Source organism: Streptomyces sp. NPDC087901 (genome assembly GCF_044742205.1).
Lineage (GTDB): Bacteria > Actinomycetota > Actinomycetes > Streptomycetales > Streptomycetaceae > Streptomyces.
Genome location: NZ_JBIUUC010000004.1, coordinates 567,163 through 580,236 on the forward strand (window position 1 = coordinate 567,163; position 13,074 = coordinate 580,236).

The window sequence follows — 13,074 nt, forward strand, 5'->3', positions numbered from 1 at the left end:
GCGGGTGTTCGCCCAGGTCGGGACCGATTGTCAGTGGTGGGGTCCAGACTCGGAACATGAGCAAGACTGCTGATTCGACTGCTGATCTGCGTGCCACGGTCGAGCGCTACTGGACCGCGGCCGATCTCCGTGAATGGGACACCTTCGCGGCGACGCTCGCCGACGAGGTGCTGTACGACCTGCCGCAGACCCGCGAGCGCATTCGCGGCAAGGAGCGGTACATGGCGTTCAACCGGGAGTACCCGGGGGACTGGCGGGTGCGCGTCGAGCGGATCGTGGCCGACCCGGGCGGGCGGCAGGTCGCCGTGCGGACGCTGTTCACGGACGGCGGGCACGAGTCGCACGCCGTCCACTTCTTCACGTTCGACGCGCAGGGGCGGATCAGCGAGATCACCGACTTCTGGCCCGAACCGTACGAGCCCCCGGCAGGTCGGGAGCACCTCGTCGAGCGGTACTGAGCCGAACGGAGCCGGTAGGGGCAGGCGCTGAGCCGAGCGGTACCGAGTGGGGACGGGGTGCTGAGCGGGGAGGGCGTGCTGAGCCGGGCGGTGCCGAGAGGCGGTCGTGTCCTGGCCCGATGCTCAGGCGGGCGGCACCGGTCCCGCCCTGTCCCACCCCGGGGCGCGCACGTCCACGCTGAGCGTGTTCATCGCGATCTCCTCGCCGCACGTCCGGCACACCCACGACGCGTCGAGCTCGTGCGCGTGCCGTTCTCCGTGGCCCGCGTCCGTACGGTCGTCGCCGGCGTCCGGTTCATGCACCATCACCACCGGCCGCTCCTCCAGCACCCACCGGTCACCCCAGTCCAGCAGTGCCCGGATCACCGGAGCGAGATCGCGCCCCGACTCGGTGAGGTGGTACTCGTAGCGCGGCGGCCGCTCGTTGTACGGCCGGCGTTCGACCACGCCCGCCTGTTCCAGTGAGCGCAGCCGCGCGGCCAGCCGGTCGCGCGGTGCGCCCGTGTTGCGTGCGATCGCCTCGAACCGGTGGTTGCCGAAGAAGATCTCCCGCACCGCCAGCAGCGCCCACTTCTCGCCCACGACATGCAGGGCGGCCGCTGCGGAGCAGGGCCGGCCCGGCAGCGGGGCGGCAAGGACGGCGGTCGGGTCTGCGGGGGCGTCGGAATCACGTGCGGCACTCATCTCTACAAGGTTGCCATCTCAAACTCACTGGCGCTACCTTGCCGCCATGACAGTTGGGAAATCAAACTCACTCCTGCCGGGGGCCCCCGGAGCGGCTGCGGTCCCCGGCACTCCCACCACCTCGCGCGCCACCGTGTGGATCATCTCGGCCGGCGTCTTCGTCGTGAATCTCGACCTGTTCATCGTCAACGTCGCGGTCCCCGCACTCGGCGACGCCTTCGACGGCAGCTCCCTCGCCTCGCTGTCCTGGGTCCTCAACGCGTACGCGATCGTCTTCGCCGCCCTGCTCGTCGTCGCGGGCCGGCTCGCCGACCGCTACGGTCACCGGCGGGGCTTCCTGCTCGGTCTCGGGCTCTTCACCGTCGCCTCCGCGCTCTGCGCGCTCGCCCCCGGCGTCGGCTGGCTGGTCGCCGCCCGCGCCCTCCAGGCCGTCGGGGCCGCCGCGCTCATGCCGACCTCGCTCGCCCTGCTGCTCGTCAACACCCCACCCGATCGCCGCCCCCGGGCCATCCGCAGCTGGGCCGCGATCGGCGGGATAGCCGCCGGACTCGGGCCCGTGGTCGGCGGAGCGCTCGTGGAGGCGGACTGGCGCTGGGTGTTCCTCGTCAACGTTCCGGTCGGCGTGATCGGCTTGATCGCGGGTGTTCGGCTGCTGCCTGACGTCCGCCCGCACCGTGAAGGCCCCTTCCCCGATCTGGCCGGAGCCGCCCTGCTCACCCTTGCCATCGGGGCCCTGGCGCTCGGCCTGGTCAAGGCCGACGCCTGGGGCTGGGGCTCGGCGCGGGTACTCGCTTCGCTGGCTGCCGCGGTGCTGCTCACCGGCGCCTTCTGGCTCCGGTCGGCCCGGCATCCCGCCCCGGTCGTCGAACCGTCCCTGCTGCGTGCGCCGTCCTTCGTCGCCGCGACGCTCGCCGCGCTGCTCTTCACCGTGGCGTTCGCGTCGATGCTGCTGACCTCGGTGCTCTGGTGCCAGCAGGTGTGGGGGTATTCGGCGATCCGGACCGGACTGGCCATCGCCCCGGGGCCGTTGGTCGTCCCGCTGCTGGCGGTGTCCTCCGGCCCGGTCGTCCGCCGTCTCGGCGCGGGCCGCACCGCCGCCCTGGGCTGCCTGCTGTTCGCGGCGGGCCTGGCCTGGTGGGCCGTCGCGCTCGATCCGGCTCCGCACTACGCGGTGGGCCTGCTGCCCGGAATGATGATCACCGGCCTCGGTGTCGGCCTGGCGCTCCCCACCCTCGTCGGTGCGGCCGCGGCGGCTCTCCCGCCGACGCGGTTCGCCACCGGCTCGGCGGTCACCACGATGGCCCGCCAGACCGGTTCCGTCCTGGGCGTCGCCCTGATGGTCACCCTGCTGGGCGCCCCGAGCACCCCGGCACTCGCCCTGGAGGCGTTCCGCCGCGGCTGGTGGGTGGCTGCCGCCACCGCCGTACTGGCGGCAGCGACCGCCCTCGCGCTGCACCGGCGCGCAGCCGACGGCCCTACTTGAGCGTGACAGCGGCGCGGCACCGCTCCGGAGACGGTAACTCCGAGGCGATGCCGCGCCGCAGCCTGCTTTCAGGCGCCTGCTTCCATGCCCTACGCGACCGAACGGAAGGCGGGCAGATAGCCGTTCGACTGCCCCACGGCCTTCGGGTGGTACGAGTTGTAGATCGGGATCGAGACGCTGTGGAGCCATGCGTCTCCCGAGCACAGCTCGTGTCCGGTGAACTCGTCGACGACGCTGGAGAAGGTGAATCCGGCATTCGCCGCCTGCTTGGCGATGACGCCGTTCAGCACGTTGGACGCGTTGTTGATGGCGGTGCGTTCCGTCTCCGTGAGGCCGGCGATGCAGCTGCCGCCGATCTTGTAGAAGCGCGGGTAGCCCAGCACCACGACGTGTGCCTGCGGGGCCCTGGAGTGGATCGATGTGTAGAGCGAACCCAGCCGGGACGGCAGCACGCTGTTCATCTGACCGACAGCGGCGTTGACGCTGGCGACGCAGGTGGCCTCGCTGGACAGCACGCAGTCCTGCATGACGTCGGCGAACCCGACGTCATTGCCACCCGCCGTGACGCTGACCAGCGAGGTGGACGAGCTCAGTGAGCCGAGCTGGCCACTCGCCACCGAGCTTGTGGTGGCGCCCGAACAGGCGACGAAGGCGAACGACGAAGGGGAGTTCGCCGCCGCCCAGAGGTAGGGGTAGGAATTGGTGCTGCGGCGGCAGTCACCGCTGTCGGACAGATAACTCCCGGCGCCGACGCCGGACGAGTACGAGTCGCCCAGGGCGACGTACCCGCCGGCTGCGGCCGAGGCCGGCTGAGCCATGCCGAGAGCAGCCGCGGCGGCGAGGAGCAGAGTGGATGCGGAAGCCCAGAATCTCCGTACTGACATAGCTGTCAGCCCTCCGAAGTGTGGGGGGTGGGTGGGGGGTTGGTGAGGCGTCCCCTGTTGTAGCAGCTTCCGGTACCCGCCGGTAATAGCCAGGCGGGAACGTGCCGGATTTGCCCGAATGATCGTTCGGTAGCCGTAGCTCCGCGCGTAGATAAACCTGCAACTCGCCCTGAAGCAAGGGTTTTACGACCAACCGCTCATCACTTCACAGGTGACGGCGGGAGGGCTTGGCGAGGAGTACACGCTGCGTATCTGGCGCAACGTAAGCGCCGCGAGGCCGTGTTGGCGGAAGCCACCGACAGGGCGAGGGCTTCGCCCGCGGCAGCCGCCTCCGGGTGATGCCGCCGGCCACTACCCCCGCGTCGCACCGATCCGGCGCACCGCCCGGTGATGAGCCCCCGTCGACGCGCCTCGGCCGAGACGCCGGCGGCCACCGCTCTGTGACACCCCCGGCCGGTGGGACACGTCACAAGTCCACACCGTCACAGGAACCGGGCTCTCGGCATCTTGTGTTCGTTCAGTGCCGCGGCACGCAACCACACGAGTGAGGACGCAGCCATGGAATCTCGTTTCAACCTCTTCGAGAGCCCGACCTCCACGAAGGTCGCCAAGCGGTTCTACAGCACTTCGCTGGTCCTGGAGCAGTCGACGCTGCCGAAGTCCGTAAGGGAACTGGTGCAGTTGCGAGTCGGTCAGCTCAACGGCTGCGGTCTCTGCGTCGACGCGCACGCCAAGGAGGCGGCGGCCGCCGGTGAGACCGCGCTCCGGCTCAACCTGGTCGCGGTCTGGCGCCACAGCACCGTGTTCACCGAGGCCGAGCGGGCCGCGCTGGCGCTCGCCGAGGAGGGCACCCGGCTCGGCGACCACGGCGTGTCCGACGAGACCTGGGCCGGGGTGCGCAAGCATTACGACGACGACCAGGTCGGTGCGCTGGTCTGCCTGGTCGCCCTGATCAACGCGGCCACCCGGATGAACGTGATCGTGCACAACTCGGGGGGTTCGTACGAGCCGGGCGCGTTCGCGGCCATGACGGACTGACTCCTGAGCAGGGGCCGGGTGCCTGATCCGCTTTCCCGGACAGGCACCCGAGGCCAACGTCTTCCGTTGCGCCGCCGCTACTTGGTCGCGCCCTGGGCGAAGCCGTTGTAGATGTAGCGCTGGAGGAACAGAAAGATGACCAGCGTCGGGAGGATGACGAGGATAGCTCCCGCCGAGATGTTCTCCCAGTGGGCGCCGAACGGGCCCTTGAACCGGAAGAGGGCGGTGGAGACGGTGCCCAGGTCCTCCGACGGCATGTAGAGGAAGGGGATGTAGAAGTCGTTGTAGACGGTGATCCCCTTGATGATGACCACCGTGGCGATGGCCGGCTTGAGCAGCGGGAAGATGACCTTCCGGTAGACGGTGAACGAGTTGGCACCGTCCAGGCGGGCCGCTTCGTCCAGCGAGACCGGGATGCCCCGGATGAACTGCAGGAAGATGTAGATGGAGACGATGTCGGTCCCCATGTACAGCAGGATCGGGGCCCACCGGGTGTCGAACAGGCCGAAGCTGTTGACCACTTGGAAGGTGGCCACCTGAGTGGTCACCGCCGGGACCAGGGTGGCGACCAGGAACAGCCCCATGACGAGCTTCCTGGCCGGGAAGTGGAAGCGGTCGATGGCATACGCCGTCATGGAGCCGATGATCACGGTGCCGGTGATGGAGAACAGCAGGATGAAAGCGGTGTTGCCGAAGGCGGTGACCATCTTGCCGTCGGTGAACGCGGTCGCGTAGTTGGCGAAGTTGAACCAGTTCGCGGGGAGGGACAGCGGTCCGCTGCCGGCCATCTCGTCCGAGGTTTTCAGCGAGGTCAGGAAGACCACGGCCAGCGGTACGAGGATGGCCAGGGAGGCGAGCACCAGGGTCAGGTAGACGATCGTCCGGCCGATGAGGCCGCGTGTCCGGGCTGCTTCTGCGGTCTGTCGGGCCGTGGTCATACGAGATCCACCTTCTCATCGGGCACGAGACGGCGCTGGATCCAGGTGATCAGCAGAATGATCAGCAACAGCACCACCGCGGCGGCCGAGGCCAGCCCGGTCTTGTTGAACTGGAACGCGAGCTTGACGGTCTGGATGACGAACGTCGAGGTACCGGTCGAGCCGCCGGTCATGATCCACGGAATCTCGAAGACCGAGAGCGACCCGGAGATCGCCAGGATGATGCTCAGGCTCAGTACGGGCCGGATGCTCGGGGCGATGATGTGCCGGAACTGCTGCCACCGTGTCGCACCGTCGAGCTGGGCGGCCTCGTACAGCTCGCCCGGAATGGACTGGATCGCGCCGAGGAAGAGAACGAAGTTCAGGCCCGTGTAGCGCCAGATCGAGACACCGGCCAGCGAGGTGTTCGCGGAGGAGGGATCGCCGAGCCAGGCGCGATCGGAAGCCATGCCGGCCCAGGACAGTACCGAGTCGAGGGTTCCGCCGTCCTTGAAGAAGTAGAGGAAGATGAAGCCGATGGCCACGCCGTTGACCAGGTAGGGGAAGAAGAGGATCCCCTTGAACAGGTTGCGGAACCTGAGGTCGAAGCTGAGCACGGTCGCGAAGAACAGCGCGATCGAGATCTGCACCACGGATGCGGCCAGGTAGTAGAAGCTGACGAAGAACACCCGGAAGAGCTCGGGCCGGGTGAAGATCTGGACGTAGTTGTCCGTCCCCGTGAAATTGCGTTCCGGGCTGATGCCGTCCCAGTCGGTGAAGCTGTAATAGACCATGTTGGCCACGGGCACGTAGGTGAACGTGATCAGCAGGGCGAGCGGTGCGACGAGGAACATCCAGGGGGTCAGGCGGCGCAGCAGCCGTCCGCGTGCGGCCCGTCCCGGCGGGCGCCGGCGGCTGCCGGCGGTGGTGCGGCGGGCCGTGGCGCGCGGCGGTTTCACCGGGGCCAGGTCGGTGGTTTCGGTCATGTCAGGGGTCTTCTCTCATCCGCTTGCGCGTCAGGCTGTCGGCCCCGGCCCCGGCCGCTGCCGCGCGGCCGGGGCCTGCCTCCGCCGTTGTCAGGAACCGGCGGTCTTCGCTGCCTCGTCCCACCTCTTGTCGAGGTCAGCGAAGAAGTCCTTGAGGGTGCCGTCCTCCGCGCCGCGGGCGATGTCGATCAGCTTCTGCCGGTAGTCGGGGGTGTTGAGCCCGATCTCGGACGCCTTGTCGATCTCGTTGACCTTCGCGGTGTCCTTCTCGGAGCGCTCAGAGAAGGTGACATCGTTGTCAACGAAGTCCTTCAGGGTGCTGGGCATGTCCGCCGACTTCACCGTGGGGACGGCTCCCTCCTTGGCGGAGTAGCCGGACTTCTCGGTGAACCAGTCGATCCATGCCCGGGCCGCGTCCTTGTGCTCGGAGTGGATGTTGACCGCCTGCTGGTAGTCGGAGACCAGCGTGGCGCAGAACTTCCCGTCCTTCTGGGCGGGGAAGGGCATGAAGCCGATGTCGGCCTTGCTGCCGCCCGCCGCCTCGGCGGCCTGCTGCATCTGCGTGATCGACCAGGAGCCGAGCATCATCGCGCCGATCCTGCCCTTGGCGACGAGGGTCTTGGACTCCTCCCAGTTGGTGGTGTTGGGGTCCTTCTCGGACAGCCCGCCCTTGACGATGTCGTGGAGCAGGGTGTCGCTCACGTTGAGCTCGCTGCCGGCCTTCCAGGGTGAGACCGCCCCGGCGAGCTTGTTGCTGGCGTCCTTGTCGCAGGTGACCGAGCCGACGTTGCTGGTCCACTGCACCAGCGGCCAGCCGTCGCCGAAGTTGGTGTAGTACGGGACGGCGCCCGTCCTGTCCTTGATGGCGCCGAGCGCCGCGAGGAACTCCTGGGTCGTCTTCGGCCAGGCGGTGATGCCGGCCTTCTTCCACACGGCCTTGTTGTAGACGAAACCGTTGGCCGTGCCGAACTGTGCGACGCCGTAGACCTTGCCGCCGACCGCCGCCTTGTCGCTGAAGCGGTACTTCTTGCTCAGCTCGTCGGTGGAGCCCAGCGGAGCGAAGAACCGCGGGTAGTCGTTCTTCGCCACGGCGCCGGGGATCATGAGGACGTCGCCGTAGTGCTTGGTGTTCATACGGATCCGGGCCTCGCCCTCGTAGTCCGTGAGGCCTTCGAACTTCACCTTGACGTTGGGGTAGATCTTCCGGAACTGCTCCGCGTAGGTGTCCATCGCGCCGCTCTTGACGAGGTCGGTGCGCTGGGTCAGGACGGTGATGGTCCCGCTCACCTTCTTCGCGTCCGTGGGCGCCGAAGCCGTCTCCGTGGAGCCCGCCCCTCCGCCGCTGCAGCCCGTCACGGTCAGCGTCGCAACGGCCAGCAACGCACCGGCGAGGGTCTTGGTCTTCCCCATGTGCCCAACTCCTTCAAGATGGCGGCTCAAGGTCTGCGGTGGGATAGCGGCACTATGACAGCCAGGTGGTGAACCGGTAAAGCATCAATTTCGATCGTGATGCTCAATCGTTACCACGAGGCCGATTTTGCCCCCTTTGGTCTGCGCACTGTGTGCGCAGGGTTATGAAAGTGGTACTAGACCGGTTTATAGACAGGGGGTGATGGGCGGGTTAGGTTATCGGCGTCGTACATCTACCGGCCTGAGTCAGGCGATTGGAGCCGCACCCATGAAGGACGTCACCCAGCTCACCGACGGCTGGACCCTGCGCCATGACGAGGCACGGATCCCCGCGTCGGTTCCCGGCTGTGTGCACACCGACCTGCACGCCGCCGGGATCATCCCGGACCCCTACCTCGGCCTCAACGAGACCGAGGTGGCCTGGGTGGGCCGGCGCTCCTGGAGTTACGTCAGGGATCTGGCGTCCGACAGCGGCCACGAGCGCACGGATCTGGTCTTCGAGGGCCTGGACACCGCGGCGACGATCACCCTGGGCGGCCGGACGCTGGGCAGTACGCGCAACATGCACCGCGGTCATCGGTTCGACGTCACCGGCGTGAACGGTGTGCTGGAGGTCGACTTCGCCTCCGCCTACGACGAGGCCGAGTCGGTCCGCGCACTGACCGGGAGCCGGCCCAACGTCTACCCGGAGCCCTCCCAGTACATCCGCAAGATGGCGTGCAACTTCGGCTGGGACTGGGGTCCCACGCTGGTGACCGCCGGCATCTGGCGGCCGGTCCGGCTGGAGCACTGGTCCACAGCGCGCATCGCCTCCGTGCGCCCCCTCGTGACCGTCGAAGGCGGCACCGGCCGGGTCGAGGCGCGTCTCCTGGTGGAGCGGACCGCGGGCGGCCGGGAGCGCGGTCTGGTGGCCGTCGCGACAGTGGACGGCGTGCGCACCGAAGTCGCCTTCGAGGGCGACGAGGCGGTCCTGCGGCTGGACGTCGAGGCCCCCCGTCTGTGGTGGCCGCGCGGCTACGGTGAGCAGCCCCTCTACCGGCTGGACGTCGAACTGCGCGACGAGCACGGGGTACTCGACACGTGGGAGCGCAGGGTCGGCTTCCGAACCGTGGAGCTCGACCGCTCGGCCGACGAGCACGGCTCCGGGTTCACACTGGTGGTGAACGGTGTGCGGATCTTCGCCCGCGGCGTCAACTGGATCCCCGACGACGCCTTCCCCTCGCGGATCACTCCCGAGCGCTACCGCACCCGGCTCCAGCAGGCCGCCGACGCGAACGTCGACCTCGTCAGGGTCTGGGGCGGCGGGATCTACGAGGACGACGCCTTCTACGGGGCCTGCGACGAACTCGGCCTGATGGTCTGGCAGGACTTCCTCTTCGCTTGCTCCGCCTATCCCGAGGAGCAGCCGCTGCGCGGCGAGGTCGAGGCCGAGGCGCGTGACAACGTTGTCCGATTGATGCCGCACCCCAGCCTCGTGCTCTGGAACGGCAACAACGAGAACCTGTGGGGCTTCCGTGACTGGAAGTGGGAGCCCGAGCTGGCCGGCGACTCCTGGGGCGAGGGCTACTACCTCGGCCTGCTGCCCCGGCTGGTCGCGGAGCTCGACCCCACCCGCCCCTACGCCGCGGGCAGCCCGTGGTCCGGGTCCTGGGACCACCACCCCAACGACCCCGCGCACGGCACCCACCACTCCTGGGAGGTCTGGAACCGCCAGGACTACGCCGAGTACCGCTCCAACGTGCCGCGGTTCGTCGCGGAGTTCGGCTGGCAGGCGCCGCCCGCCATGGCGACGCTCCGGCGGGCGCTGCCCGGCGAGGAACTGGCCCCCGACTCTCCGGGGATGCTGCACCACCAGAAGGCGGAGGACGGCAATGGCAAGCTGAACCGGGGTGTCGCACGGCACTTCGACCTTCCCGAGAACGACTTCGACCGCTGGCACTACCTCACCCAGGTCGTCCAGGCCCGCGCCGTCGCCGCAGGCATCGAGCACTGGCGCTCGCACTGGCCCGTCTGCGCCGGCACGGTCGTCTGGCAGCTGAACGACTGCTGGCCGGTCAGTTCCTGGTCGGCCATCGACGGCGACGGCCGGCTCAAGCCGCTCCACCACGAGCTGCGCCGCGTGTACGCGGACCGGCTGCTGACCCTCCAGCCCGCTGACGGGGGCCTCGTGCTGGCGGTGATCAACCAGTCCGCCACCGAGTGGCGCACCTCGGTGACCCTGCGACGCCTGGAGGCCGACGGCAGCACCGTGCACCGAGGCGTCCACGAGGTGACGGCCGGTGCCCGCTCGGTCCTCCGGTTTCCGGTCCCCGGGGAGCTGGTGCCCGGGGAGGAGTCCGCGAAGGAGTTCCTCGTCGCCGACGCCGACGGCCTGCGGGCCCTCCACTTCCCCGTACCGGACAAGGACTTCGCCTCTCCGCGGCCGGAGTACGACGTCAGCGTGGAACCAGTGGGGGGCAGGGACGATACAGTCGACGTCGTGGTAAGTGCGCACACTCTGCTGAGAGACCTCCTCCTTCAAGCCGACCGCCTCGACCCGCACGCCGCGGCCGATCAGGGGCTGCGGACGCTGCTGCCCGGTGAGCAGGCCCGGTTCCGTGTGACGGGCTGCGGTTCCGTGGACGCGAAGAGGGCGCGGGCGGCCCTCTTCTGCGCGGGCGCGAGGTGAACAGTCCCGCACGTATCACGATCAAGGACGTCGCCGCCCGCGCAGGCGTGTCCAAGGGGGCCGTCTCGCTGGCGTTCAACCAGAAGCCGGGCGTCTCGGACGCCACCCGGCAGAGGATCTTCGAGGCCGCGAAGGAGCTGGGCTGGGCGCCGAACCTCACCGCACGCAGCCTCTCCAGCCAGAAGGTCGACATCATCGGCCTGGCCCTGTGCCGTCCCGCCAGGCTGCTCGGGCTCGAACCGTTCTACATGGACTTCATCTCCGGCATCGAGAGCGTCCTGGCCGAACGGTCGTACTCCTTGCTCCTGAGGCTGGTGCGGGATCTCGACGAGGAGATCGAGCAGTACAGGTCCTGGTGGCGCAGCCAGACGATCGCCGGTGCCATCCTGGTCGACTTCCACGAGGACGATCCGAGGGTCCCGTCGCTGCAGTCCATCGGGCTGCCGGCGGTGGCCGTCGGGCATCCCTCCCTCACCGGTTCGTTTCCCGCGGTGTGGACCGATGACGCCACCGCGGCCGCCGAGGCCGTCCGCTATCTGGCGGCGCTCGGGCACCGGCGCATCGCCCGTGTCGGCGGTCCGGTCGGGCTCGGGCACAGCGCCATCCGGGCCGCCGCCTTCGCGGCCACGATGCGGGAACTGGGGCTGGACGAGGGCCGTCAGATAGCGACCGGCTTCGACGGGAGCGAGGGGGCGAGGGCCACCCGCTCTCTCCTGATGTCGGCCGACCGTCCGACGGCCATCGTGTACGACAACGACATCATGGCCGTGGCGGGAGCGGGGGTCGCCGCCGAGATGGGCTTCGTGGTCCCCGACGACGTGTCGCTGCTCGCCTGGGACGACTCGCAGCTGTGCCGGATCACTCATCCCACGCTGTCGGCGATGAGCCACGACGTACACAGTTTCGGGGCCCAGGTGGCCCGCACGCTGTTCGCCGTCATAGAGGGTCAGCACAGCGGTTCGGTGCAGGTGCCGACCCCGTCCCTCACCCCGCGCGGCTCCACCGCGCAGGCGCCCGCCCGGAGTTGAGATCGGCGCTGTGGCCTCTCCGCCCAACTGGACGGAGAGGCCACAGCGTTTACGGAACCGGAGCATGCCGAGCGCGTCAGACCTTGGTGCAGGACGCGCTGTTGAGCGCGAAGGTGCTGGGGATGCTGTTGGCCGAGGCGGAGGAACCGTTGAGGCCGAAGCTCACCGAACCGCCTGCCGGAATGGTCTCGGTCCAGGACTCGTGAGTGGCGGTGACCGCCGCCCCCTGCTGGCTCACCTTGGCGTTCCAGGCGGAGTTGACCCGCTGGTCACCTGGGAAGGGGAACTGGAGCTTCCAGCCCTTGACCGCGGTGGTGCCCGTGTTGCGGATGGTGACGTCCGCGTTGAAGGTGCTGCCCCAGTCGCTGAGCTTGTAGGTCACCTGGCAGGCACCGGTGCTGGTGCCGCCGTCACCGCCGCCGGTGCCTCCGCTTCCGTACACGCCGGCCTCGTGCGCGGTCGCCTTGATCCCGTTCGTGCCGTTGAAGATGCGCTGACCCCATGTGGTCAGCTGACCGGCATCGAAGCCGGTGGCCATGTCGAGGTACTCGACCCCGCCGCCGTTGCCGCTCCAGGACCATCCCATGTAACCGAGGCCCAGCTGCTGGGCCGTCGCCATGATCGCGTCCTCGTCCGGGTTGCCGTCCGAATGTGCGTCCCCGAACTCACCGACGACGATCGGCAGTTTCTGTGACACAAACCGGTTCAGGTAATCCTGAACTTCGGCTGCTGTGTCGTAGACGCCGTACATGTGGATCGAGAAGACGGTGTTCTTGTCGGGGTCGGCGGCGAATACCCCTGCCGCATTGTCCCGCATGGTGAAGGACCAGTCCTGTCCCCAGTTCGGGGCGTCCACCATGATGGTGTGCTTGAATCCCGCGGCGCGCATGCTCTTGATGGCGTCCGTGGTGCCGGACGTCCAGTTCTCGTAACCGGTGTTTCCGTACGGCTCGTTGCCGAGGTTCAGGATGATGTACTTCTCCTGCCCTTCGACCGCGCTCTTGATGCCCTTCCAGTAGTCCACCGCGCGGGAGAGCGGGACGGCTGCGCCGGCCTCGCCGTAACCCGTGGTGTCATGGGCCTCGAGGACGCAGACCAGGCGGCTGGCCTTGCACTGTTCGACGATGGCCGCGACGTCGGCGGTGTCGTTCCTGGTCCACTGGTCGCCGGTGCTCAGCACCACGCGGGCCGAGTTGGCGCCGAGGGCCTTGATGTCCTTGAGTGCTTGCGGCGTCTTGGCCGTGTACCAGGCGTGCGCGTGGTTGACCCCGCGCAGGACGAAGTCTTCCCCGTTGGCGTCGAGCAGTCGGCCGTCGCTTACGTGGAACCCCGTGGACGCCTCCGCGGCCTGGGCCGCGTGGGGTGCGGTGAGCACGGCGGCGGTGACGGCTAGCAGCGCTCCCGCGGCGGTGGCCAGCATCCTTCTCATATGTCGCTCCCGATGTGGTGGCGTGCCCGCCGGACCGGGACGCATTCCCGTCCGGCGCGTCACGCTCTGCGGTGAGTGGCGGTTTCCGC

General features: G+C 68.7%; 11 protein-coding genes. 5 read left to right on the forward strand and 6 right to left on the reverse strand.

Going from position 1 to position 13,074, the window contains the following annotated elements; translation table 11 throughout:
• Positions 1-56: 56 nt before the first annotated feature.
• Positions 57-458 carry a nuclear transport factor 2 family protein gene (locus ACIOEW_RS16265; RefSeq protein ID WP_401964349.1) on the forward strand — a complete coding sequence of 134 codons (402 nt, stop codon included), beginning with the start codon at positions 57-59 and terminating at the stop codon, positions 456-458.
• 123 nt (positions 459-581) lie between these two features.
• Here ACIOEW_RS16265 and ACIOEW_RS16270 read toward each other — a convergent pair whose 3' ends face one another.
• Positions 582-1,142, reverse strand: coding sequence for a winged helix-turn-helix transcriptional regulator (locus ACIOEW_RS16270; protein ID WP_401964350.1), 561 nt, complete (start codon positions 1,140-1,142; stop codon positions 582-584).
• Positions 1,143-1,188: 46 nt separating this feature from the next.
• Here ACIOEW_RS16270 and ACIOEW_RS16275 point away from each other — a divergent pair, with 46 nt between their 5' ends.
• Positions 1,189-2,625, forward strand: coding sequence for an MFS transporter (locus tag ACIOEW_RS16275; protein WP_401964351.1), 1,437 nt, complete (start codon positions 1,189-1,191; stop codon positions 2,623-2,625).
• Positions 2,626-2,714: 89 nt separating this feature from the next.
• On the opposite strand, the gene ACIOEW_RS16280 is transcribed toward ACIOEW_RS16275, so the two are convergent.
• Complete coding sequence (locus ACIOEW_RS16280; RefSeq protein WP_362539207.1) at positions 2,715-3,509, reverse strand: SGNH/GDSL hydrolase family protein; 795 nt, start codon at positions 3,507-3,509, stop codon at positions 2,715-2,717.
• Between the two features lie 558 nt (positions 3,510-4,067).
• On the opposite strand from ACIOEW_RS16280, the gene ACIOEW_RS16285 reads away from it, so the two are divergent.
• The gene (locus ACIOEW_RS16285) at positions 4,068-4,547 is read left to right on the forward strand and encodes a carboxymuconolactone decarboxylase family protein (RefSeq protein ID WP_362539204.1); all 480 of its coding nucleotides are present in this window, start codon (positions 4,068-4,070) and stop codon (positions 4,545-4,547) included.
• A 77-nt stretch (positions 4,548-4,624) separates the two neighbouring features.
• Here the strand turns inward: ACIOEW_RS16285 and ACIOEW_RS16290 are convergent, their stop codons facing one another.
• From ACIOEW_RS16290 to ACIOEW_RS16300, 3 genes are all read right to left on the reverse strand, one after another.
• Positions 4,625-5,485 (reverse strand): carbohydrate ABC transporter permease, encoded by an 861-nt coding sequence (locus tag ACIOEW_RS16290; protein WP_401964352.1) that lies wholly within the window; start codon positions 5,483-5,485, stop codon positions 4,625-4,627.
• Entirely contained in the window at positions 5,482-6,450 is a 969-nt protein-coding gene (locus ACIOEW_RS16295) for a carbohydrate ABC transporter permease (protein ID WP_401964353.1), read from the reverse strand. Before ACIOEW_RS16295 ends, ACIOEW_RS16290 begins: the two co-directional genes overlap by 4 nt.
• A gap of 90 nt (positions 6,451-6,540) precedes the next feature.
• Positions 6,541-7,860: an ABC transporter substrate-binding protein gene (locus ACIOEW_RS16300; RefSeq protein WP_362539195.1), complete on the reverse strand. Its 1,320-nt coding sequence runs from the start codon at positions 7,858-7,860 to the stop codon at positions 6,541-6,543.
• Between the two features lie 268 nt (positions 7,861-8,128).
• Here ACIOEW_RS16300 and ACIOEW_RS16305 point away from each other — a divergent pair, with 268 nt between their 5' ends.
• Positions 8,129-10,528: a glycoside hydrolase family 2 protein gene (locus tag ACIOEW_RS16305; RefSeq protein ID WP_401964354.1), complete on the forward strand. Its 2,400-nt coding sequence runs from the start codon at positions 8,129-8,131 to the stop codon at positions 10,526-10,528.
• Positions 10,525-11,556, forward strand: coding sequence for a LacI family DNA-binding transcriptional regulator (locus ACIOEW_RS16310; RefSeq protein ID WP_362539189.1), 1,032 nt, complete (start codon positions 10,525-10,527; stop codon positions 11,554-11,556). The genes ACIOEW_RS16305 and ACIOEW_RS16310 overlap by 4 nt, the downstream gene beginning before the upstream one ends.
• Before the next feature lie 76 nt (positions 11,557-11,632).
• Here the strand turns inward: ACIOEW_RS16310 and ACIOEW_RS16315 are convergent, their stop codons facing one another.
• Positions 11,633-12,985 (reverse strand): cellulase family glycosylhydrolase, encoded by a 1,353-nt coding sequence (locus tag ACIOEW_RS16315; RefSeq protein WP_401964355.1) that lies wholly within the window; start codon positions 12,983-12,985, stop codon positions 11,633-11,635.
• Between the last annotated feature and the right edge of the window lie 89 nt (positions 12,986-13,074).

Bases quoted from the DNA above. Each gene is read 5' to 3' on its own strand.
- ACIOEW_RS16265 (WP_401964349.1), top strand. From the start codon at position 57: ATGAGCAAGACTGCTGATTCGACTGCTGATCTGCGTGCCACGGTCGAG.
- ACIOEW_RS16270 (WP_401964350.1), bottom strand. From the start codon at position 1,142: ATGAGTGCCGCACGTGATTCCGACGCCCCCGCAGACCCGACCGCCGTC.
- ACIOEW_RS16275 (WP_401964351.1), top strand. From the start codon at position 1,189: ATGACAGTTGGGAAATCAAACTCACTCCTGCCGGGGGCCCCCGGAGCG.
- ACIOEW_RS16280 (WP_362539207.1), bottom strand. From the start codon at position 3,509: ATGTCAGTACGGAGATTCTGGGCTTCCGCATCCACTCTGCTCCTCGCC.
- ACIOEW_RS16285 (WP_362539204.1), top strand. From the start codon at position 4,068: ATGGAATCTCGTTTCAACCTCTTCGAGAGCCCGACCTCCACGAAGGTC.
- ACIOEW_RS16290 (WP_401964352.1), bottom strand. From the start codon at position 5,485: ATGACCACGGCCCGACAGACCGCAGAAGCAGCCCGGACACGCGGCCTC.
- ACIOEW_RS16295 (WP_401964353.1), bottom strand. From the start codon at position 6,450: ATGACCGAAACCACCGACCTGGCCCCGGTGAAACCGCCGCGCGCCACG.
- ACIOEW_RS16300 (WP_362539195.1), bottom strand. From the start codon at position 7,860: ATGGGGAAGACCAAGACCCTCGCCGGTGCGTTGCTGGCCGTTGCGACG.
- ACIOEW_RS16305 (WP_401964354.1), top strand. From the start codon at position 8,129: ATGAAGGACGTCACCCAGCTCACCGACGGCTGGACCCTGCGCCATGAC.
- ACIOEW_RS16315 (WP_401964355.1), bottom strand. From the start codon at position 12,985: ATGAGAAGGATGCTGGCCACCGCCGCGGGAGCGCTGCTAGCCGTCACC.